This window comes from Candidatus Kosakonia sp. 282A-S69, assembly GCF_029433855.1.
In the GTDB taxonomy this organism is placed as follows: Bacteria; Pseudomonadota; Gammaproteobacteria; order Enterobacterales; family Enterobacteriaceae; genus Kosakonia; species Kosakonia cowanii_A.
On the sequence record NZ_JAROAU010000002.1, the window covers coordinates 95,267 to 115,449 of the forward strand.

The 20,183-nt window shown below is 47.2% G+C and carries 25 protein-coding genes; 18 read left to right on the top strand and 7 right to left on the bottom strand.

The window, feature by feature from the left end; all coding sequences use genetic code 11:
• From PU683_RS05590 to PU683_RS05600, 3 genes are all read left to right on the top strand, one after another.
• Positions 1–861, top strand: an 861-nt coding sequence (locus PU683_RS05590; RefSeq protein WP_277170580.1) for a putative Ig domain-containing protein, incomplete at its 5' end; no start/stop codon positions are given.
• A gap of 97 nt (positions 862–958) precedes the next feature.
• A complete protein-coding gene (locus PU683_RS05595) occupies positions 959–2,467 on the top strand; it encodes a TolC family protein (RefSeq protein ID WP_346771058.1) in 1,509 nt (502 codons plus the stop codon).
• Positions 2,468–2,603: 136 nt separating this feature from the next.
• The gene (locus tag PU683_RS05600; protein WP_277170582.1) at positions 2,604–3,089 is read left to right on the top strand and encodes a GNAT family N-acetyltransferase; all 486 of its coding nucleotides are present in this window, start codon (positions 2,604–2,606) and stop codon (positions 3,087–3,089) included.
• Between the two features lie 463 nt (positions 3,090–3,552).
• On the opposite strand, the gene PU683_RS05605 is transcribed toward PU683_RS05600, so the two are convergent.
• Positions 3,553–3,999: a hypothetical protein gene (locus PU683_RS05605; RefSeq protein ID WP_277170583.1), complete on the bottom strand. Its 447-nt coding sequence runs from the start codon at positions 3,997–3,999 to the stop codon at positions 3,553–3,555.
• 492 nt (positions 4,000–4,491) lie between these two features.
• Here PU683_RS05605 and PU683_RS05610 point away from each other — a divergent pair, with 492 nt between their 5' ends.
• The 7 genes from PU683_RS05610 to PU683_RS05640 all read left to right on the top strand — a co-directional run bounded on the left by PU683_RS05610 (position 4,492) and on the right by PU683_RS05640 (position 10,311).
• Entirely contained in the window at positions 4,492–5,298 is an 807-nt protein-coding gene (locus tag PU683_RS05610) for a Zygote formation protein zyg1 (RefSeq protein WP_277170584.1), read from the top strand.
• A 1,003-nt stretch (positions 5,299–6,301) separates the two neighbouring features.
• A complete protein-coding gene (locus tag PU683_RS05615) occupies positions 6,302–6,553 on the top strand; it encodes a hypothetical protein (RefSeq protein ID WP_277170585.1) in 252 nt (83 codons plus the stop codon).
• A 156-nt stretch (positions 6,554–6,709) separates the two neighbouring features.
• Positions 6,710–6,940, top strand: coding sequence for a type II toxin-antitoxin system VapB family antitoxin (gene vapB, locus PU683_RS05620; RefSeq protein ID WP_094420593.1), 231 nt, complete (start codon positions 6,710–6,712; stop codon positions 6,938–6,940).
• Positions 6,937–7,353 (top strand): type II toxin-antitoxin system VapC family toxin, encoded by a 417-nt coding sequence (locus PU683_RS05625; RefSeq protein WP_277170586.1) that lies wholly within the window; start codon positions 6,937–6,939, stop codon positions 7,351–7,353. The genes vapB and PU683_RS05625 overlap by 4 nt, the downstream gene beginning before the upstream one ends.
• Positions 7,354–7,437: 84 nt before the next feature.
• Positions 7,438–7,923, top strand: a complete 486-nt coding sequence (locus PU683_RS05630) for a hypothetical protein (RefSeq protein ID WP_277170587.1) — start codon at positions 7,438–7,440, stop codon at positions 7,921–7,923.
• Positions 7,924–8,443: 520 nt separating this feature from the next.
• Complete coding sequence (locus PU683_RS05635; RefSeq protein ID WP_277170588.1) at positions 8,444–9,124, top strand: SOS response-associated peptidase family protein; 681 nt, start codon at positions 8,444–8,446, stop codon at positions 9,122–9,124.
• Between the two features lie 407 nt (positions 9,125–9,531).
• On the top strand, positions 9,532–10,311 hold the full coding sequence (locus PU683_RS05640; protein WP_277170589.1) for a TraX family protein: 780 nt from the start codon (positions 9,532–9,534) through the stop codon (positions 10,309–10,311).
• 507 nt (positions 10,312–10,818) lie between these two features.
• On the opposite strand, the gene PU683_RS05645 is transcribed toward PU683_RS05640, so the two are convergent.
• Positions 10,819–11,346: an SMI1/KNR4 family protein gene (locus tag PU683_RS05645; RefSeq protein ID WP_277170590.1), complete on the bottom strand. Its 528-nt coding sequence runs from the start codon at positions 11,344–11,346 to the stop codon at positions 10,819–10,821.
• Positions 11,347–11,349: 3 nt separating this feature from the next.
• Positions 11,350–11,580: an HNH endonuclease gene (locus PU683_RS22405; protein ID WP_431190927.1), complete on the bottom strand. Its 231-nt coding sequence runs from the start codon at positions 11,578–11,580 to the stop codon at positions 11,350–11,352.
• Positions 11,581–11,805: 225 nt separating this feature from the next.
• Here PU683_RS22405 and PU683_RS05650 point away from each other — a divergent pair, with 225 nt between their 5' ends.
• A complete protein-coding gene (locus tag PU683_RS05650) occupies positions 11,806–11,886 on the top strand; it encodes a hypothetical protein (protein ID WP_277170605.1) in 81 nt (26 codons plus the stop codon).
• A gap of 194 nt (positions 11,887–12,080) precedes the next feature.
• On the opposite strand, the gene PU683_RS05655 is transcribed toward PU683_RS05650, so the two are convergent.
• Both PU683_RS05655 and PU683_RS05660 read right to left on the bottom strand, forming a co-directional pair.
• The gene (locus tag PU683_RS05655; RefSeq protein WP_346771057.1) at positions 12,081–12,224 is read right to left on the bottom strand and encodes an SMI1/KNR4 family protein; all 144 of its coding nucleotides are present in this window, start codon (positions 12,222–12,224) and stop codon (positions 12,081–12,083) included.
• Positions 12,166–12,486 carry an SMI1/KNR4 family protein gene (locus tag PU683_RS05660; RefSeq protein ID WP_277170592.1) on the bottom strand — a complete coding sequence of 107 codons (321 nt, stop codon included), beginning with the start codon at positions 12,484–12,486 and terminating at the stop codon, positions 12,166–12,168. The genes PU683_RS05655 and PU683_RS05660 overlap by 59 nt, the downstream gene beginning before the upstream one ends.
• A gap of 492 nt (positions 12,487–12,978) precedes the next feature.
• On the opposite strand from PU683_RS05660, the gene PU683_RS05665 reads away from it, so the two are divergent.
• From PU683_RS05665 to PU683_RS05695, 7 genes are all read left to right on the top strand, one after another.
• The gene (locus tag PU683_RS05665; protein WP_277170593.1) at positions 12,979–13,191 is read left to right on the top strand and encodes a microcin B17 family TOMM; all 213 of its coding nucleotides are present in this window, start codon (positions 12,979–12,981) and stop codon (positions 13,189–13,191) included.
• Between the two features lie 62 nt (positions 13,192–13,253).
• A complete protein-coding gene (locus PU683_RS05670; protein ID WP_277170594.1) occupies positions 13,254–14,108 on the top strand; it encodes an McbB family protein in 855 nt (284 codons plus the stop codon).
• A 1-nt stretch (position 14,109) separates the two neighbouring features.
• Complete coding sequence (locus tag PU683_RS05675) at positions 14,110–14,916, top strand: SagB/ThcOx family dehydrogenase (protein WP_277170595.1); 807 nt, start codon at positions 14,110–14,112, stop codon at positions 14,914–14,916.
• Positions 14,909–16,096 carry a YcaO-like family protein gene (locus tag PU683_RS05680; RefSeq protein ID WP_277170596.1) on the top strand — a complete coding sequence of 396 codons (1,188 nt, stop codon included), beginning with the start codon at positions 14,909–14,911 and terminating at the stop codon, positions 16,094–16,096. Before PU683_RS05675 ends, PU683_RS05680 begins: the two co-directional genes overlap by 8 nt.
• A 9-nt stretch (positions 16,097–16,105) precedes the next feature.
• Positions 16,106–16,831: a protein mcbE gene (locus PU683_RS05685; RefSeq protein ID WP_277170597.1), complete on the top strand. Its 726-nt coding sequence runs from the start codon at positions 16,106–16,108 to the stop codon at positions 16,829–16,831.
• Positions 16,828–17,556: an ATP-binding cassette domain-containing protein gene (locus PU683_RS05690; RefSeq protein ID WP_277170598.1), complete on the top strand. Its 729-nt coding sequence runs from the start codon at positions 16,828–16,830 to the stop codon at positions 17,554–17,556. Before PU683_RS05685 ends, PU683_RS05690 begins: the two co-directional genes overlap by 4 nt.
• A 3-nt stretch (positions 17,557–17,559) precedes the next feature.
• Positions 17,560–18,120, top strand: coding sequence for a pentapeptide repeat-containing protein (locus PU683_RS05695; protein ID WP_277170599.1), 561 nt, complete (start codon positions 17,560–17,562; stop codon positions 18,118–18,120).
• A gap of 448 nt (positions 18,121–18,568) precedes the next feature.
• Here PU683_RS05695 and PU683_RS05700 read toward each other — a convergent pair whose 3' ends face one another.
• Both PU683_RS05700 and PU683_RS05705 read right to left on the bottom strand, forming a co-directional pair.
• Positions 18,569–19,120 carry a hypothetical protein gene (locus PU683_RS05700; protein WP_277170600.1) on the bottom strand — a complete coding sequence of 184 codons (552 nt, stop codon included), beginning with the start codon at positions 19,118–19,120 and terminating at the stop codon, positions 18,569–18,571.
• Position 19,121: 1 nt separating this feature from the next.
• Positions 19,122–20,183 (bottom strand): RHS repeat domain-containing protein (locus PU683_RS05705; RefSeq protein ID WP_277170601.1); only part of this gene is annotated, 1,062 nt, incomplete at its 5' end.

Consider the following 20,183-nt stretch of genomic DNA (forward strand, 5'->3'; position numbering starts at 1 on the left):
CCGCAGAGCGTGGCGCAGGACGGCAGTTTTACCCTCACCGTCCCGGCTGGCACCTTTGTTGATCCGGATGGCGACACATTAACCCTGAGCGCAACGCAGGCGGACGGTTCCGCACTGCCTGCATGGCTGAGCTTTATCCCGTCGACCGGGACGTTTTCCGGCACGCCTGGCAACGCCGATATCGGTAGTCTGGTCATTCGGGTGACCGCGACCGATGCAGGGAATACGTCAATCAGCATCACCTTTAGCCTGACGGTTACCCGCGCGGGCATTACCGGCGGCGATCCGCAGTTCCGTATTTCAGATGGTGCGAACGGACCACGTCCGCTGGACAGCCGAACACCTACTCTCCAGCTTCAGGAGGCTGGCACTCCGCCACTCAACGCATTGATTACCCCCGCCTCTCTCGGCAGCTTTAATGCCGGACGCACCGCCGGGAGCAGTTCGATGATGGCCTCCATCTTCGGCACCACCAGCGATGGGGCACGCGGGGGAAATGCGACGAAGAGCGAAGTGGCGAATGTCTTCGGACGCGGCTCATCGTTCAGCAGCCATTTTGAGAGTTCGCTGGGTTCATTTCCCAGCTTTAACAAAGATCCGGCGCTGGGCGGCACCTCGTCACTGGCCAGCGTCTTCTCCGGCATTTATCTGCCTTCACTGACACCAATGGAAGTGTTTACTGGCGGTAGCTGGAAAGATATCAACCTGCATGCACAGGGAGTTACAGAACAGGGGCAAGAACAAGCGTCAGCCGCGTTTACCCCATCGTTCCACCGGCAATTACAACACATTGGCGATGCTCAAGGACAACGACTTTCTGCCATTGAACAGGCGTTGTACGACCGGGGCCAGCAGGGCTAATAACGACAAGACTACAGTAAAAGGCGTTAATTCTATGATGAACGTGATGGTGGCAAACCGGTTGTCGGTGGTGACAACTGTGAGTGGCAGCGAAATGATGCGTAAAGGCCGCAAGCTTTTTGCGCTGAGCGCGCTGGTCGTAGCGCTAAATGGATGTGCCGTGACCAGCGACCCGATTACCAAAAAAGAGAGCGAACAGCGCAGCCAGCAGGATCGGATAGCGATGTTCAGCCAGCAGGAGCCGGTTACCGCGCCAATCACCCTGTATGACGCGATGGCCCGCGCGCTGAAATATAACCTCGAGTCGCGCTTAAAAGTCATGGAAAGCGCGCTGGCCCAGCAGCAACTAGATCTCTCCCGTTATGACATGCTGCCGAAGCTGGCAACTTCGGCGGGCTACGTAGGGCGCAACAATGCCAGCGCCTCCAGTAGCCGTAGCGTGGAAACCGGACAAACTTCTCTGGAACCCTCCACCTCGCAAGATCGTGACCGCGATGTGGCAGACCTGACGGTGGTGTGGAATGTGCTCGACTTTGGCGTTAGCTACGTCAGCGCGAAACAGAAATCGGATCAGCGCTGGATTGCCGAAGAGCGTAAACGCAAAGTGGTACATACCATTTTGCAGGATGTCCGCTCCGCCTACTGGCGTGCGGTTGCCGCCGAGCGACTGCTGGGCCAGATCGATACGCTGATTGACCGGGTAAACCAGGCGCGTGAAGCCAGTGAGCGGATGACCGCCCAGCAGGTCGGCGACCAGGTTGAAGCTCTGACCTATCGCCGTGCGCTGATTGAGGCTACCCGCCAACTGGAAGAGCAGCGCCGCGCGCTGTCGCTGGCAAAAACCGAACTTGCCACGCTAATGAACCTGCCGCTGGACACCCCCTATAAATTGGCACTGCCCGCCAGCGGCGACGAGACGGTTCCGCAGCTGAATGTGGATCAGAAAACCCTGGAAGAGACCGCGCTGGTGAGCCGCCCGGAACTGCGTGAGCAGGATTATCAGGTGCGTATTAACGCCGCCGAAACCCGTAAAGCGCTGCTGCGTATGCTGCCAGGTATAGAGATTAGCGCAGGCGGCCACTACGACAGCAACTCATTTTTGGTCAACAACAGTTGGGCCGACGTGGGGGTAAAAGCCACCTGGAACCTGTTCAACCTGATGTCTGGCCCGGCGGCGCACAGTGCAGCGAAGGCCAATGAGCAGGTAGGCGAGTTGCAGCGTCAGGCGATGTCGCTGGCTATCATGGCGCAACTGTACGTGGCGCGCGCCAACTACAACGAAGCGCTGCGTCAGTATAAAACCAGCGAAGAGTTGCGTGATTTGGACGGGCAAATCGTTCAGCAACTGCGTAACCGTTACAAAGCCAACAGCATCGGTGAGTTACAACTGATTCAGGGCGAACTGAATGCGCTGAACGCAAATCTGCGTAAGGATCTGGCATACGCGGAACTGCGTAACACTTACGGGCAGATTATCTCCAGCGTGGGCATAGACCTGCTGCCTAAGACGCTGCCGTCTGACAAACTGGCGGATATCAGCAATGCGTTGCGTCAGTCCGAAGCCAACTGGCAACAAGGGAAGATCAGCACGCTACAATCGTTCTGATAACACGGTCCCGGCGTCAGCATACGCCGGGACCGTGTTATCCCGCCATTAATCTTCCACCGATGAGAAGAGTACGGCTATATGCAGATAACTTTTCGCGGATGCGAGGAATTACGTCAATATTTTGTGGAAGAGTATGAAAATAAAAATATGTGATTCGTCAGATATTCCTGCACTAGCGAAAATTTTTGTAGAAATGGACACTTATTACTTTGGAAGTGAGGGTGCCAGCTATGACGAAATGTTATCTTATCTGACCCACCGGGTTTTCTCTGTCTACTCGGGCGTGACCGTCCTAGGGGCATGGAAAAACGGATCGCTTGTTGGATTCGCCACGTTCACCATGATGTTCCCTGCGCCAAAATGCTCCGGTCAGGCGTATATGAAAGATCTCTTCACATCAGCTGCAGTAAGAGGTCAGGGGGTAGGTAAATCACTTATGCGATTTATAGCGGCTTTTGCGGTTGAGCATGGCTGCACAAGATTTGACTGGACTGCTGAAACTACCAACCCGAAAGCAGCTGAGTTTTACTTATCCCTTGGGGCATCCCTGATAGAAGAAAAACAGTACTTTCGATTAGATCACCAGGATTTAGCAACGTTTGCAAAGCTGGATCCATAACTCTGATACCTTTTTGGTTCGCATGACTTGGCACTGTGTTTAAGATTTTTTGTTTGGGATCACAAAAATAGCCTTTCGTCACGAATCGAATGTCCGCCTCTCGCTCATAGCGTACATTGGCCTGCACAACGTCCGTTTTGTGCCAAAAGCAGACGTTGCTTACAACAGTCTGTGTGGAGCAACGGGGAGCAGGTCACCGCAGCTCGTCCCCGTATCTTCGTGCGGGCTGTCAGCTGGAAGTGTGACGAAAGGGCATTCGGCTTTCTTCTTGGGGTTTGTCATGAAGCCCAGACTAAAGGCAATGAATGTTATGTTCCTCTTGGGGGTTGACAGCTTCCGGCATGAATGAACGTCTGCCGGTTTTTTGTGGGGAAAGAGTTAACGGGGTCTGATACTCAGTGGAACGAAAACGCATGTAAGCCGTGAAGGTTGTCTTAAAAATCGATTAAGACCATTTCTTCTCCTACGTGATCTTAGCGGCAGCCATCTTGGCCTTTCGGGCGATACGCCGTTCTATTCTGCGTATTTTTTCGCTGAATCCGTCATGGTACCTGAGTTTTTCCTCAATGCGTTTTTCTCTATCCCGGTGTTCAATGGAGGGAGGTGACAAGCGGTAGGCTAAACGCAGCTCCCGTGTGAATTCCATGGCCTTAAATCCCAGCAACGAAAAAATCTTTTGCCGCGTGGCGTAAAAACCATCGCCCGAGCCGTCATCACACTCATGGGCTTCCATCAGTGCTCCGGACGTGTCGTTTTGCAGGCTTTCAATGGCGCGCACTCGGTCACTGATGCTGAGGGGTAGCAACTCTGCCAGGGATATCAGGCACGGCCAAACGAACCGTCTCACAGTGCGGAGTTCGTTCACGGTAATCGTGATATTCAGGATTGGTAAAGGATGGGTAACCGTCATCGGAGGCCACTGCATGACAATCCACAACGAATCTATCCAGCACACTGACCAACTGTGCCCCTGCTTCTGCCTCGTGCCTTTGCCTGCTTTTGCGGTTAAGCAAGTATTCTGCTGTCCGTACGATACCTGAAAATACAGAGCCCGGCAGGGTAGGTATGCCCATTGTTATATCCGCCTGTAATCGTGACCATGCTGGATTTATTTTATCTCATTTAGTGAAATGGTATACTGCACAAATACAATCCTGTTGTTTTACCGAGTCCGGGAAAACGACTAACAAATCCCCCTTTTTGGGGTCAGTTTGGATATAGAGAATTATTGTACGGTAAGCCTATTTTTTTTAACAGGCTTGCCTATAGCTGTGGGCGTACTCTCGCGCTATACTGCAAAAGTTCGATATATTCAACAAAGCCAATTGAACGTACTATACTTCATTTCGCTACAACACAGTTATTTTCCTGCTTTTCATTTTACTTTAAAGATGAGGTTTTTATGCGTGAAAACTTTATAGAAACGGCAATAGATGCAGGTTATAGCACGCTTGAAGAATACGAGGCGGCATCAAAAAACTTAAGACCCAAACGACAGTTAAGGGCGGTCGCTTTTTCTGAAGAATCTGAAGGAGATGGCGAGCTGAGAGTAAATTTCAGGCTTAACGCAACCGGTAATATTTGGTATTCCATAACCAGCAAAGCTGAATCTCTCAGCGCCGAAACCAAAGCGTTATTTAACAGTGTTTCAGTACTTTTTTCGGCCATGACAAAAGCGATGGCCGAAGCGAACAAAAGCCTGTTTGATTTTGATGACTGGAGTAAAATTATTCGAAAATCCGGGTATTTCATCGAGGTCGGGAAAGTACAAAAACATATATCAATCCAGGCTACCACCGTCAGTGTTGATACCCAAATACTGTCTCAATTGCTGCCTGGCATCGACAAAGCGCCTTCTGCCATGCAAATAGGAAAAGATATATTGAGCGCCCTGAATGGTGAATACGGCGGCATGCAGAAAAAAGAAGATGCAAAGATGGCACACCTCCTTTTTATTTGCGAGGAAATATTAGGTGATGCCTCAGTATCCATTCGTTTATTTTTCGCCGACAGCAAACAGATGGAATTGATGACTAAGTCACCGTGCCATAAAAGCTCCACAGAGTCTTACGAGCAAGAACAGAGAATTGATACATTCCGCTTTGTATCCCCCGAGCAAATTTCAAAATATGCAAAGGACTTCGAGAAAGATGACCCGGCATATCTGGACCTTATCAAAAAACTAAAAGACACCTTAGCAGACGAATAGCTTAGACCGAATATAAAAGGGTACCATTATATCTGATAAAATTATTAAATATGCACTCGGTGTTTTCACAAATGATGGTCAGTCAACTGTAGAGGGGTTCGCCGGGAAATTAGAAAAGGTTGCTGATGACATTAAACAGGCTGGAGCAATAACTGTTTACTATGGCTTTCATGGTGATGGAAATGGTGATTTATATGAAGTTTTCTCAGATAAGGAACTAGAACAGTCACTCATTATATCAAAAGCATTCCCGGACGTTAAAATGGTTAAAGTGCTCGCGCCGGATGATAAAAATATCGACTATAAGAAGTATAATACTGAAGGGAAGACTATGTTTACATGGTGTGATAGTGAAAAATACATCAGAAACAATAAATACTTATCTGATATTGTAAAGTAACATAACAGTACGAAAAGATATTTTATCCGGAATTGCATCAGATATGATGCAATTTTTTTCTTCCAGTACCTCATCTACAGCATTGGTTTATTCAGGCTGACGGGCAGGAAGACTAAAGAAACCTATCCTGAACTGACCCGTAAAGTATTCGATTCTATTGAAAACGAACCGTTCTGAAATACCGAAACTTGAAGCCTGAAAAAAATAATACTGGGCTAAACCTACTGATACTCCTCCATCAACTGCTGAACACGGCACATAAATATTACAATATGTCCCGAGGGCTTATCATTAAGCTCTCGGGATAACTTAGTATAAATACAGGACAAAACTCTTTTCCGAACGTTTCAAACAGCTCTAATGATGTGTGATTTCTATTTTGCCATTGGCTTAGTTCTTAGGAAGTTAGTTTTAAATCCCCTCGCATAGTACCGATATTCAAATCCTACTATGACAATTGGGCTTTGTTTCCTGCACGCCTGTGAACGGGTGGTCCTGTATGACGCCACCTTCGCCTCGATGTTGTGCTGCCATCGCACCGTGTGGGAACGGCTGACGGCCCGGCCGCCGACAGTACGCCGCTGCCCCTCCCTCAGGGCACTGATGCGTGACAGGCCACATGACCGCTTTATTGTCGCCGCGTCGCCCGCGTACCTGCAGGCAGTGGAGGACGATCTTTGTGCGGGCAGGGAGGCGCTGGCCTCACCGGCGCAGCTGGCAATCGTAAGTTCAAAAGGCTACCGGGGACGTCTGCGCGAAAGCCTGACCCTCACCAGTGCGGCCATGATGAAGACGCTGAACACCAACATGACAGGGCTGAATATCAGCCAGGCCGTGACGCTGCTGGCACCCTGAGTGCCCGGAGAAATGAGCTCTCCGGACATTTTATCTTCCCCCTGCGCAAAAAAAAACAGCATAAGCATATGCAAGGGATATACAAAACAATGTTTACCGCATATACTTTGCATATGCCTGAGTGTGTCAGGCGCAGCTGATACCCGAGGAGAAAGCATGCGAACAGTGTCAATTTTCAAGAACGGCAATAACCGCGCCATACGTCTGCCCCGTGATCTGGATTTTGAAGGGGTGAGTGAGCTGGAGATCGTCCGCGAGGGTGACAGTATTATCCTGCGTCCCGTCCGTCCGACGTGGGGCTCTTTCTCTCAGCTGGAGAAGGCTGATGCCGACTTCCTGACAGAGCGCGGGGATGTGGTCAGCGATGAAGGGCGCTTTGAGCTATGAGCAGGACTTACATGCTCGACACCAATATCTGCTCCTTCATCATGCGTGAGCAGCCTAAAGCGGTACTGAAACGCCTGGAGCAGGCCGTCCTGCGTAACCACCGTATCGTGGTGTCGGCGATCACCTATGCTGAGATGCGCTTCGGTGCGGTCGGTAAGAAAGCCTCACCGCGTCATGCACAGCTGGTCGATGCGTTCTGCGCCCGCCTCGATGCGGTTCTCGCCTGGGATCGTGCAGCAGTGGATGCCACGACTGAAATTAAGGTCGCACTGGCCGCAGCCGGGACACCTATCGGACCAAATGACACGGCGATTGCAGGGCATGCCATCGCGACCGGGGCTGTTCTGGTCACCAACAACACCCGGGAATTTGCCCGCGTCCCCGGACTCGAGTCTGAAGACTGGAGCCGTTAACACGCCGTTTCCGGTCAATTTTACGTTGTGACGCCGGGGCCTCACTCCGGCACATTGCGACCCTTTACAGGGAAGAGAAGAATAATGAGCATCAAACTGACACAAGCAAAAGTTGAGTCCCTTATTGATACCCTCAATGCACTCATCTGCGAGGAACAGTTGCTGACCCGTGAGCAGCGGGAAAACATGGTCAGAACGGTGGCCACACTTGGCGGACTGGGTGAAAGGGTTCGTCTCACCCAGGCGCAGAAGGAAGCCCTCAGGCAGGCCAGGGCTGAAAAGCCAGCAAAGAAACCCCGGGAGCCTGATCCGGTATTTCCACGCTCCGGGAGCAAATGGTCGGAAGAGGATCTGGAACTGATACACTCCATTATTGATGACCTTCCGGATGCTGAAATCGACAATCATGTTATTTTTCTTTCCGGTCAGCAGCAACGCACCCCTTATGCCATTGCGCAGAGAATTGTTGCTGAGGGGCGACTCGACAAGGAATGGGCTGAGAAGTGGAGAACGACGGCTATGAAAATCCGGGAGCAGACAGCGCAGCAGGGCGATATTCAGCCCGAATAATAAACGTACATATTAACAACAGATTGCCGGGTTAAATTATGTGGAGATTATTATGGAACACGACCAGTGGGTTTTATATGCCGGAGCAACGCTGGTTTGATGAGTGCTGAGGTATATATGGAAAATTTAGTTCCCGAGAAAACATATATCCCGCGATGAAAAACTGTCATCCATAAATGCATTTTTCGATGAAATGTTGCCCTCTGTTGGCGGTGTGCAGTCGGGCGGCATTCTTACCCAGTCTTTAACCAGGTAGAGGCATTCTGCCCTGACATTTGATGACCTCAGAAATGATTTGATTACCCACGATGAGCCAAATTTCAGGGAACACGAAAAACTGAACGGATATGCAACATCTCCCGGCGGAGATACGCTCTGGATTTATCTTAACGATAACGAGCTGGAAAACCTCTGTATGACCCGCTGAATAAAGGGCAGAAGATTAACCGGCAGCTGCTGAGTGAAAAATCGACCGGCTGAGCCATACTGTCTATATCACAGTGTATGAGAGGAGAGCGCTATGTGTGGCCGGTTCGCGCAGTTCAGCAGCAGGGATGAATACCTGCAGGCACTCGGCATAAACGGGGAAACCATAGCGTATGATCCTCAACCACTTGACCGTTACAACGTGGCACCGGGTACCCGTGTACTGATAGTGAGTGAGCGTGAAGGGGACTTCGCTCTCGATCCAGTTCTGTGGGGCTACAGTCCGGAATGGTGGACAAAATCCCCCCTGATTAACGCCCGCAGCGAAACCGCCGCCAGCGGTAAAATGTTCAGCAAGCTCTGGCATAACGGGCGTGCCATTGTGCCTGCGGATGGCTGGTATGAGTGGAAAAAAGCCGGCTCCCGTAAGCAGCCCTACTTCATCTACCGCAAGGATTCCAGGCCATTATTCATGGCCGCACTGGGTCATACCCCTTTTGACGCTGACCACGGCGGGGAAGGATTTGTCATTCTCACGGCCGCCAGTGACGAAGGCCTGCTCGACGTTCACGATCGCCGGCCTGTCGTGCTCGATGCAGACGCTGCGCTGGAATGGCTTCATGCCGGCACGTCAGTCGGGAATGCTGAACATATTATTGCCGGTGCCGCCCTGCCTGAGACAGCATTCAGCTGGCATCCTGTGGCAGCGGGTGTTGGTAATCCGCATAACCATGGTAGCGCACTCATTTCACCTGTGAACGATCCGGTAGTGTAATATTTTTAGTTTCAGTACGAATGCGTGAACACTTATTAACCCCGATGAACTAAAAATTATTCGCAGCCCGACACTTAAGTTGTTAATCATATTACCTGATTTGTCGCAACCCCCTGTATACGTAGTAATTAATAATAAAGTTTTTAAGTTAAATGCCGAAAACAGTTATTATTAATTTTATATATAGTGCATTATGAATGGTTTCTGGTTACTGAGAACGGCAGTTGATAATAAAGATAAAATAAAGGCCATGTTAATACTGAGGGATAAGCCAGAATCCGTTGCCCGTAAAATACTGGAGAAGTCCGGTGCGTCTGTTCCGCCTTATAAAGGCAAAGCATTTTGGCGGTGGGCACAGGATTATATTATCCGTGCCTGCCAGCCTAATTCATCACGGGATAAATATCATGCACACACTGAGTGCGAAAATACAGGCATTACCGGAACAGGTCAGGGCCGGACTGAACTTAAGCCCCGCAGCGGCGGACTGGCTGAAAGTGCTTGCCCTGCTGGCCATGCTGGTCGATCACACGAACACATTGCTGCTGCCACACCTGCAGCCGGAACTTTACGCGCTGGGGCGCACGGCCTTCCCCCTGTTCGTGCTCATCTGGGCGCGCAATGTGCTTCACAATCCGCACCGGCTCCAGACGAGGGCAAACAGGATGTGGCTGTGGGCGATCGTCACGCAGCCGGTCTTTTCCTTCGCCTTTGCCGGGCACGACCCGTGGTATGCCCTCAACATTCTGTTCGTCTTCGCCGGCGCGACGCAGCTACTGGCTTGGAATTACCGCTTCCGAATGCGCGGTCTGGCTGCAGGTCTGTTGTTGCTCAGCCTGATGGTCTGGCCGCTGTCCTTCGCCAGTTACGGTCTGTCCGGGCTGGTTCTGGCTCTCTCGCTGGCAACGTTCCTGCATTCACCACCGGGACGCCTGTCCGGAGCAGCTGCTCTGATGGCGATTGTCGCGCTTCTGGCGATCAACAGTCAGCATGTCACCCAGGCACCGGCAGTGGTGGTAATGCTGTCCATCCTGCCCACGTGCTTACTGCCGGCCGCCGCTGTCGGTCTGGTCCGCACTCTGACAGACGGCCACGAACAGCGATTCATGCCAGCGATATTCTTCTACATGGCTTATGCCAGTCACCTCTGTATTCTTGGGGTGATCACCCGGCTATGCTTGCTGTAGACGCGGAACTGCATGTCCGGATGAGACGTTATCACCGGAACGACAGACATATTAGAAGCGGGAGTTAGCCAGGATGACGACCTACAAAATAACGTATGAGCACAGCAGCAACGGGGAAACGCAGACAGAAGACACTCTGCTGGAATGCAATCATGAGCCTACCAGAGAAGAGCTGGAGCATGCTGTCAGCTGGGACACGCTCAGGTTCCATCAACAGGGGCTGGCCACTTGGGCAATCATTTCTGTAGTTCCGCTGGAGTGAAGCGATACACAACTCAACAGATGCCCCTTTCAAGGCGTCATCGTTAAGAAAGCCGTGCAGCCAGCAGAAGGGTAAAAATTACCGTGTAGCCCCATGAGTACTCAGGCCAGTATTATCCACCCAGCACAGCAAAAGGAATTGACCTGCTGCCCGTTAACGCCTTTCCTGCCTCGCTTCTTCTTATAGTCCATCTGTGTTACTGCCAGCATCGCCATAGCACAAAGGCAGGGATGCGCACAGAGTAGTTATAACCCCGGAGAAACGCTCATTCCTTGCTCGATTGTCTGTGCCGCCAACATATCAAAGAACTGCTGGAAAGTGCAGACTACTAAGTACAGGTGCTGGGTCTCTTCTTCATCTTCATCTGCAATCGAATAATCCTGTTTAACATCTTCCAGATGTAAACAGGTCCTGTCCCAGTAATAGACACCTGACTGTCTGCCTTCAGTTATCAAAACATAGTAATTACCACCGGGGTCTGCGCCGATAATGACAGCATGTTCAACGAAAGATAACTCATCAAGAAGCTCGTTATTCATGGTGGAAATATCAAAATACTTGTTGCTCACCCCATGACCGAACAGAACGTCGAACGATATAAATCCGTTGTCAACCTTATTGAAAGGAATATTGCAGTAGTCTGGTGACTTAACCCTGAACCCGTTATATGTTTTGAGAAAATCAGAGTAATCGTCAGGGAAAATAACTGAAAATTTCCCGGCGAGATTATCAATATCCGCCTCACTGATGCCCGTACCAGTAAAAATAGCCATTTTCTACTCCTGATCTTTACGACAGAGTTTGCGTTTAATGGCAGACACACCACGTCTGTGCCTGAATCGCTCGTGTATGTCCTTTGGCACCTCCATCACTGTGACGCCGTTTTCATGATGGTGCCAGGTATTCAAATCATAATTTGCCCCGCCTTTACTCGCTCTTGCATCCGCTTTTCCAAAATCCCCGCCGGGATTCTTATTCCGATTACCTTTTGGATCAGGAACGTCCACGCTTTGTATAGCATAAGGTTCAAAATCAGGGTACCCGTTGGGGTAGCGAACGATAGTCCGCTCCGGACATGTTGCTTAAAGTTAGTCTGCAGACAGCGAGGGACGAATACGAACCCCGTCGTGAAAGGCAACGGCAGGGCGCTGAGCTGGAAAAAACCTTAGGTAAGTATAAAGAGGCTGGAAGCCAAAACGTATGAACGTATCATTGCGCTTCGCGAGTCCGGTATGACAGTTGCATTCACAGAGACTCTTACGGGATGCAGTGTGAGTCAGCTAAAGCGTATATGGGCTAACTGTAGGGTCTAGAAAGCCGGTCAGCAGCTGCATAAGTTACAGCGGTAAGCCATTATTCAAATAGTCCGGGGGGCTATAAAAGCCCGGACTTTATCAGGTAGGTTGCATCTCACAGAATACTGAGGCAAACCAACAGGGAACAGATGTCTGGGGATCCTGTAATGAAACTACCGCCTGTAACAGGCGGTGCTGGCGGGTGGGTATTTTCAGTCAAATAATTCTTCAATAAATTCGTCGAATGAATCAGCAACAGTTACAAGCTCCTTCTCATCCATAAGAAAAACGAAAATCTCACCGAAAGAAGCCCCTTGGTTTATTGACAACAAGAAACAGTTCCCCCCCTTCATCATGAGCAAAGGGCACCATTTTTCTTAATTCACGAAAATGTTCCGTAAGGTCGTTATAAAGCTGCTCTATAGGTAGTTCGCCGTACTTAACAGGGTTAAATCCTCCAAGCAAAAAGAAATTACCATCCTCATTATTGAGGGGGTATCCACCATTGTTTTCCAGATAAAAATCCAGAAATGATTGGGGAAGAAGATTGTCAAAAAGCGCATTGAAGGACGCCATTTCTTCTCTTGTAAGCTTCTGTTCTGTATCTGAAAGATACATCAGCAATTTTCTCCTGCAGTTTTACGTACCCTTTTCCGGGTCTGGAAAGTATAAGCCCTGCCTGTAGCGGCCTTGTACTGGCTAGCTCTGCCAGCTTGGCTGATACCCTGATAATAAAGCGCTTCTTCATGGGAATGTGCTCATGTGGCTTATGAATACATTACTGACATCACGGTGTGTTAATCAACCAAAGTGAGTGTTGTACGATCAACGGCCTAAAAATTCTCTTTGAAGAAAGATTAAGACTCCACATATAAAAGACAAACTTCATGTTCAAAAATGGTTTAAATGTGAATTTTATGTAAATTTATGTTAAGAATTAAATCAAAAGGTTGTCTTACTTCTTTGATTTAATTGCTTTATTTTAATTTTAGAATTTGTAGTAAGTAAAACCGACATTGTCAAAAAAAGAGAATTAGGGCATGAAAATACTGTTGGCCAACATACTATCCAGATGTCATAAGCATTAATTTTCATTAAAACGGAGTTCTTATGGAATTAGAAGCTAGTGAATTCGGTGTAGTTCTGTCAGTCGATGCTCTCAAACTGTCCCGACAGTCCCCGTTAGGGATTGGTATTGGTGGCGGCGGTGGCGGCGGCGGCGGCGGAAGCAGTGGCGGCCAAGGCGGTGGCTGTGGCGGTTGCAGCAACGGTTGTAGTGGTGGAAACGGTGGCAGCGGCGGAAGTGGTACACATAACCCCTAATTAACGCGCTGAATTAACCGGTCAGGGAGCATGGTGCTCCCTGATATTCAAAAGGGATTAATATGCTGAATATTCTGCCATTTGAGATAATTTCCAGAAATACAAAAACTTTACTCATCACCTACATTTCTTCGGTAGACATTTCCCATGAGGGAATGAAAAAAATCCTCGAGAACCTGCATACCCGGCGGGGTATTATCTCTGAATCCTACCTTAACGAACTACTGGATTATGAGGGTATAGACAAAGACAAAGGCAAAGAATTCCTTGTAACAACTGGCGTGATAAACAAAACTAAATCATCGGCTCTCTGGGAACATTCAGTCATAATAAGCGATGTTCCACACCTTTTCAGGAATTCACACAACCAATGGGAAGCTGATGGGATTTTGCTTTCTCATGTCCTGGACGTACAAGAACTAGATTTTGTTCTACCCACCTCAACATTAATCTGGATGCACTTTGAAAAATATGATCCAGAGATCATCCAGTCCGTTTACAAAAAATTAGAAAAAAATCATGGGGTTGCGTTCATACAAAGCTATTACCTTAAAGAGTCGTTCAGAATAGATGGGGTATATTCGCCAGAACTTGGAACTCCATGTCATTTTTGCCACATTGAGAGGTGGTTAAACAGGGAAGAAAAAAGTTTCAGGCGCAATGAAATGTCTTGGGCCAATCTACTTAAATTAATGAAAAAACACCAAATGGCGCTGCCAGCTCTGGCTTTAAGTGAGTCAGAACGAGGGTTCAGCCAGCATTTGATCAAACGTCGGCTTCAGGAACTGATAGGCACCTCACTCGTTAAAAGTCATGTAGACACCTTCATGTCCTCTGTGAGTGCAGATTTAATTACCTGCGTTCTGAGTAAAGAGCCGGTTATTCACTGGCAGGCTTGTGGTTGCGTGGAGAGATAAAATGTCAAAACATGAACTCTCTTTGGTGGAAGTAACACATTACACTGACCCTGAAGTTCTGGATAATGTGAAGGATTTTCATGTCAGAGGGAATTTTGCCTCCCTCCCAGAATTCTCTGAAAGAACTTTTGTTTCCGCAGTACCGACGGCCCATCTTGAGAAATTTGAAAATAAAGAAATTCTTTTCAGGCCAGGCTTCAGTTCAGCAGTGAATATCTCCCCTTCACTTCATTTCAGCAGGGAAAGATATCTATCCGGAATCGGCTTTGACGACAGAAATAAATGTTCTGTTCGCACTATTGAAAAGCTGCTCATTAATGCGTTCAGTTCTCCTGATCCAGCCTCTGTCAGGCGACCTTATCCTTCAGGAGGTGCTCAGTACCCGGTTGAGGTTTTTTTATGCCGATTGTCTGAAAACACAGAAAACTGGCAGACCGGAACTAACGTTTATCACTATTTGCCACTAAGCCGGGCATTAGAGCAGGTCGCTGCGTGTGATACTCAGGAGCTTTATCGAAGCTTGTCCGGTGGAGATGCAGAACGTCTCGGCAGACCCCATTTTGCTCTTGTCTATTACGTCATTTTTGAAAAAGCTTTGTTTAAGTATCGGTACAGAGGTTACAGAATGGCCTTAATGGAAGCAGGTTCAATGTATCAGAACGCGGGATTGGTTGCAGATCAAATAGGGCTGAGGAACCGCGTATGGGCGGGATTTACTGATTCATACGTAGCAAAAACCATGAATGTTGACCAGAGGACAGCCGCACCGCTGATTGTTCAGTTTTTTGGAGATGTCATCGATGATTAATGTCTATAGTAACCTGATGTCTGCATGGCCCGCCACAATGGTGATGAGTCCAAAGCTGAACCGAAACATGCCCACCTTTTCCCAGGTATGGGACTACGAGCGAATTGCGCCAGCCAGTGCTGCTGGTGAAACACTGAAGTCGATACAGGGAGCCATAGGTGAATACTTTGAACGCCGCCATTTTTTTAATGAGATCGTAGCTGGAGGTGAAAAAACATTAAGCGAAATGATGGCTCCTTCAGCAGCAGATGCTTTTACAGAAGCGTTTGTTCAAACTTCCTCATTGACAGAGGAGGCGGTCAGAACCCACAGATTCAAGACCACTCGCGCCTTCAATCTGTTTAGTCTGGAGACACAAGAAATACCAGCAGTTATTATTGCTCTCGACAATATTACAGCCGCTGATGACCTGATATTTTATCCTGACAGAGATACATGCGGATGTAGCTTTCATGGTAATTTAAACGATGCTATGGACGGTGCCCTGTGCGAGTTTATGGAAAGGCAATCGTTACTGCTATATTGGTTGCAGGGAATAGCAAATAATGAAATTTACGGAGAAATTAAAACAGGGATCAATTATATAGACGAAATTTTATTAGCCCTCAGATCCGAAGGCAAACTGAAAATTTTCGACATCACCCTACCCGGAGCACCAGGACACGCAGTTCTGACGCTTTATGGTACAACAAATAAAGTCAGTCAGATAAAATATAGTACCGGATTATCCTATGCCGGTAGTCTGGAAAAAGCCCTGTGTAAATCTGTAACAGAGCTATGGCAATCATATATATGTATGCACAACTTCCTTATTGGGGGCTATACCGATGAGGATATCATTGACAGCTATCAGCGCCATTTTATGTCATGCAATAAATATGAGTCATTTACTGATTTGTGCGAAAATACCACGCTGCGGCATCCGGGTGTCATAATGTCTCTTGAAAACCATACTTTAGAAGATGACTTGCTTAGCTATCTCGAGAAAATATCTGGTAATATTTTTGTATACTATGCAAGAGAAAGAATGAGCGACCATCTTGTCTGGTATACAAAGATAATAAGTCCTGACTTTTTCCTTCATATGAATGGTTCAGGAGCAATAAATCTTAATAATAAACTATACCGTGCCGGCAACGGTATTAAAAAAAGAGAGTCTAAAATGGTTCCCTTTCCATAAGGATATATTATGGCGACATTAAGAATGACAGTTATTTTTCTAATGGAACAAATTAGAACACCTTTTAGCATAATATGGGCAATTATGTCTCCTACCGTATTGTTCTTTTTTCTTCATTTCGACGAAATTGAACGGCATTTCGGCGATACCTTATGGCTGGGGCACCAGGTATCTTGGTTCTTAGGTTATATTTCATTTTCTGTTGTTCTTTTTAATTACTGTCTGTATCTGACAGGCAGAAGAGAAAGTGGTTTTATTGCTACGTTTGTGCACAGCATGGAAGGCCGGTTATTGTTTATCCGTTCTCAGTTGATGGCCTCCCTTATCATGTCAGTTCTATATATATTATTTTTTATTACAGTCGTACTCATTGGCTTCCAGGCGCTGCCAGACTCTCAGACGGCTGTACTAATTTTAAAAACAATATGCATAAATGTAATAATGATGATTTCCTTGACGTTTATGGCATCATTACGTGTGACTTTTCAGACGGCCAGTACTATCTATTCCGTGTTGATAACGGTGTGTATGGTTTTAGGGATCGTATCATTAAGATATAATGACGGACTCGTTTACTGGATTAACCTCATAAATCCGATTGCCATATACTCCACACTTCTCCAGCCTAACCTTGAGTTATCTTTTATCACTATTTTCGTCTATAGCCTAATGTTCATCATAAGTCTGATTTCAGCTCTGACCTTCAAAACAGAACCTGTGTGGAGCTCTCAATGACCATACCACTTTTAGAGATTAACTCCCTTAACTTTTCATATAAAGGCCATCCCCCGATATTCAATAACTTGTCGCTTGAAATAGAGCAGGGGGGGCTGATAGGTCTGCTTGGAGAAAATGGAGCTGGAAAAACCACTCTCTTTAACATAATCAAGGGGGGGATCGGTGATTATGAAGGAACTGTCAAACGTTACTTTGCTGGTGATGAAATGGTAAGCCTGCCTCAGGTAATAAATCTTTCCGGGACGCTCAGGAATGAAGAAGTTTTCGATTTAATTTGCTGTTTTAATAAATTGACAAAAAAGCAGGCGTGGGCACAACTTAACAGTAAGTGGAATGACGATTTTTTTATCCGGTATGAAAAAATAAGGAATAAAAGGACATATACGGTGAGTTATGGTGAAAAAAGATGGTTGATAATATCACTAATGTTAACTCTCTGTAAGAATGCCCGCTTCTTTTTGCTTGATGAACCAACTGTTGGTATTGACATTCAATACAGGATGATGCTGTGGGATCTTATTAACGAAATTACCGCTGATGGGAAAACTGTTTTTTTCTCAACACATATATTTGATGAGCTTACCAGAGGGTGTATTCCATTCTTCATGTTGTCGAAGAATAGTATTAAGCGGTATACTGATATGGACGCTTTCATTCAAGCGAACAACGAATCTACGCCAGAAAAGGCTTTTATCAAAGAAATCATGGGGTCAGGGAGTTAATTGATGGAGATTACTGGTAAGAAAATAACAAAGCGACAACTGAATGAGACAAGAATTTTGAATGCTAGCTACTATGATTGTATTTTTGAACGTATTCAATTAGATAATGTAAATCTTCGTGATTGTGAGTTTGAAAAGTGTCGCTTTATAAACTGTTCATTGAAAAGCCTGAAGCTCGATTTTTTTAAACTTCTCGATTGTGAGTTTGAAAAATGCTTACTTCAGGGGATTAACGCATCTGACATTATGTTTCCCTGTACATTTTCTCTTAATAACTGCGAAGTGAGATTTATTGACTTAGTCGGCTTGCGACTGCAGAAATCGAGCTTTTTATCTACCAGCTTCAGGGATTGCTTGTTTGAAGAAACCGATCTTCGTAAATCTTATTTTACTGGTTCGGAGTTTTGCAATACCGAGTTCAGGCATTGTGATCTATCTAATTGTGATTTTTCATTGACTGATGGTCTTGACATAAATCACGAAATAAATAAGATTATTTCTATAAAGATCCCTCAAGATGCAGGCTCAAAAATCCTCAAAAGGATGGGGATTGTTATTTCATGATTCTGGTTGGATATTGATAATTCACTCGGTGCGACATTTACTTAAGCTGTTTACACTTTCAATCATCGTCATAAATGATGATATTAATAAGGGTTATTAACAAATTTAAGTTAATTGTACAAATATTTTTATGTAAGATTGACAGACATTTTATCTAATTCAAATGAGATGAGCTGGCTCCTGTATTTCGCCAGTTACGGCCTGTCCAGATTGGTTCTGGTTTTCTCGCTGGCAACGTTTATTCATACAACTACTAGGACGATTGTCTTCAGTCGCTGCGCTCATTGCGCTCTTGGCCATCAACGGTCACAAATGACGCTGGACATTATGAATGTACGTTAAGCCTGTTTTTTGAACAGGCTTCGCTATTGCAATAAGACAAAATCTTGTGCTCTTGATAATGCACTTTAAAGAAAAAGCATGACTGTAAACGGGTAGTTAAACCTATTTAGATTTTTATACTTTTCTGCTGTGCAAAAACCATAAGGTCTTTTATATTTTCAATAGACGCTGTCGGGCTTTGCTTTACCTTTTCGATAAGTAATTCAAGGTTTGTAGCTTCTTCACCGAAATATTCATCCTCCTCTTCTTGTGTCCCCTCATCATAATTAAGGACGTCTGTGCTCTCAAAGGACTTATCAAGTGACTGGAATAAATCCATGTCATTTTTACTACTAATGTATTTACATAAGTAATACAACGCACCGAATGCATTTTGAGCAATACTGCCTTCAGTTTCTGGATAATCATCACTGTCTGGGCCAAGCATTGCCGTCTTTTTCACGTCTTCCAAATCAATGCTCGCACCTGAAAGATAATTGACCAGTCTGTCCAGACTGGCTCTGAAATCGCTCGTCAGATTTTCATTGTAATAGTTATCGAATTTTTCTACGCAAATTACCTGCCTCTGGAGGTTACAGAGCGCGACAATAATCTTCTCTCTTTCTGAAAATCCTTTCAGGATGTTGATATATTGAGGGATATATTTATCAAGAATCATGTTAAGGACACCCTTTAAGCCTGTTACGGCTGCGCTTTCCTGATTTCGGTGTGTCGGTTGTCACACCATGCTCATGCATTAATCCTTCGCAATCAAGGCAGACTCTTCTTGATGCGTCGATATGCTCAATGTTGGAGACATTTTTCATTATAGTCTCCTCGGCATGTCCATCGCCTCTGATAACATTCACGTTGTTTTCTTTCGCCCATACACGCTGCACAGGAGGTACAACACGTTCGCTGGATGCGAGATGATAGTTACCGCTGCTGTCTACACCTATAGCAGTAGTTTTACGACCCTGGGCATATTCATCAAGCAAGCTGTGTACTTCCCTGACCATTTCCTGAAGTTTTGTCAGTGTAAGGCCTAACGCATCAATCCACACTAGTGGATTTGGCGCGTACTGGTACAGGTTCCACCCGCCGTTTAACCCTATCGGATCCTGAACGGTAAACCGTCCGGTCTGCGGGTCGTAATAGCGGAACAGGTTATAATGCAAGCCTGTTTCGCTGTCTGCATACTGCCCGGCATAGCGCAGGGGCTGGTGCGCCAGCGCCGTACTCTTAGCCAGCCTTGTGAAGCCGTCCGTCTGATGCCGTACCTCGCCGAAGCTGCCGTAGTGCCCACTCCAGCGGAGGCTGCCTTCTTCGTCTGTCACTTCCAGTGGCGCGCCGTTCAGGTCGGTGCTGAACCAGAATATCTCCCCGGTTTTGTCCTCCCGCAGATGGTCGACCCGCGCCAGCGGGCTCCAGGCCTCGTTCGGGTCGTAAATATACGTGCTGCACTGCCCGCCCTGATGCTGCTCCTGCAACAGGCGGTAACCCTGCCAGAGAAACCACGTTTCACTGGTGCCGTGCCCGGTGGTGACCGTCTTGCGGATGCGCCTGCCGAGCGCGTCATAATCATAGTGGGCTTCAAAGCGTCCCTGCGGCCCCGTTCCGCGGGCAGAAAGAAGCCGGTTTTCGGCATCATACGTGTAGTGCTGCTCATACAGCCCGCTGCGCCTGTGGGTCAGGTTGCCCCACGCATCGTACTGCATAAACAGGTTCTGCCAGTGCTGCAG

What these genes read in the sequence shown, in the direction of transcription:
- PU683_RS05595 (WP_346771058.1), top strand. Translation starts at nt 959, where the DNA reads ATGCGTAAAGGCCGCAAGCTTTTTGCGCTGAGCGCGCTGGTCGTAGCG.
- PU683_RS05600 (WP_277170582.1), top strand. Translation starts at nt 2,604, where the DNA reads ATGAAAATAAAAATATGTGATTCGTCAGATATTCCTGCACTAGCGAAA.
- PU683_RS05605 (WP_277170583.1), bottom strand. Translation starts at nt 3,999, where the DNA reads ATGACGGTTACCCATCCTTTACCAATCCTGAATATCACGATTACCGTG.
- PU683_RS05610 (WP_277170584.1), top strand. Translation starts at nt 4,492, where the DNA reads ATGCGTGAAAACTTTATAGAAACGGCAATAGATGCAGGTTATAGCACG.
- PU683_RS05615 (WP_277170585.1), top strand. Translation starts at nt 6,302, where the DNA reads ATGCGTGACAGGCCACATGACCGCTTTATTGTCGCCGCGTCGCCCGCG.
- vapB (WP_094420593.1), top strand. Translation starts at nt 6,710, where the DNA reads ATGCGAACAGTGTCAATTTTCAAGAACGGCAATAACCGCGCCATACGT.
- PU683_RS05625 (WP_277170586.1), top strand. Translation starts at nt 6,937, where the DNA reads ATGAGCAGGACTTACATGCTCGACACCAATATCTGCTCCTTCATCATG.
- PU683_RS05630 (WP_277170587.1), top strand. Translation starts at nt 7,438, where the DNA reads ATGAGCATCAAACTGACACAAGCAAAAGTTGAGTCCCTTATTGATACC.
- PU683_RS05635 (WP_277170588.1), top strand. Translation starts at nt 8,444, where the DNA reads ATGTGTGGCCGGTTCGCGCAGTTCAGCAGCAGGGATGAATACCTGCAG.
- PU683_RS05640 (WP_277170589.1), top strand. Translation starts at nt 9,532, where the DNA reads ATGCACACACTGAGTGCGAAAATACAGGCATTACCGGAACAGGTCAGG.
- PU683_RS05645 (WP_277170590.1), bottom strand. Translation starts at nt 11,346, where the DNA reads ATGGCTATTTTTACTGGTACGGGCATCAGTGAGGCGGATATTGATAAT.
- PU683_RS05650 (WP_277170605.1), top strand. Translation starts at nt 11,806, where the DNA reads ATGACAGTTGCATTCACAGAGACTCTTACGGGATGCAGTGTGAGTCAG.
- PU683_RS05655 (WP_346771057.1), bottom strand. Translation starts at nt 12,224, where the DNA reads ATGATGAAGGGGGGGAACTGTTTCTTGTTGTCAATAAACCAAGGGGCT.
- PU683_RS05660 (WP_277170592.1), bottom strand. Translation starts at nt 12,486, where the DNA reads ATGTATCTTTCAGATACAGAACAGAAGCTTACAAGAGAAGAAATGGCG.
- PU683_RS05665 (WP_277170593.1), top strand. Translation starts at nt 12,979, where the DNA reads ATGGAATTAGAAGCTAGTGAATTCGGTGTAGTTCTGTCAGTCGATGCT.
- PU683_RS05670 (WP_277170594.1), top strand. Translation starts at nt 13,254, where the DNA reads ATGCTGAATATTCTGCCATTTGAGATAATTTCCAGAAATACAAAAACT.
- PU683_RS05675 (WP_277170595.1), top strand. Translation starts at nt 14,110, where the DNA reads ATGTCAAAACATGAACTCTCTTTGGTGGAAGTAACACATTACACTGAC.
- PU683_RS05680 (WP_277170596.1), top strand. Translation starts at nt 14,909, where the DNA reads ATGATTAATGTCTATAGTAACCTGATGTCTGCATGGCCCGCCACAATG.
- PU683_RS05685 (WP_277170597.1), top strand. Translation starts at nt 16,106, where the DNA reads ATGGCGACATTAAGAATGACAGTTATTTTTCTAATGGAACAAATTAGA.
- PU683_RS05690 (WP_277170598.1), top strand. Translation starts at nt 16,828, where the DNA reads ATGACCATACCACTTTTAGAGATTAACTCCCTTAACTTTTCATATAAA.
- PU683_RS05695 (WP_277170599.1), top strand. Translation starts at nt 17,560, where the DNA reads ATGGAGATTACTGGTAAGAAAATAACAAAGCGACAACTGAATGAGACA.
- PU683_RS05700 (WP_277170600.1), bottom strand. Translation starts at nt 19,120, where the DNA reads ATGATTCTTGATAAATATATCCCTCAATATATCAACATCCTGAAAGGA.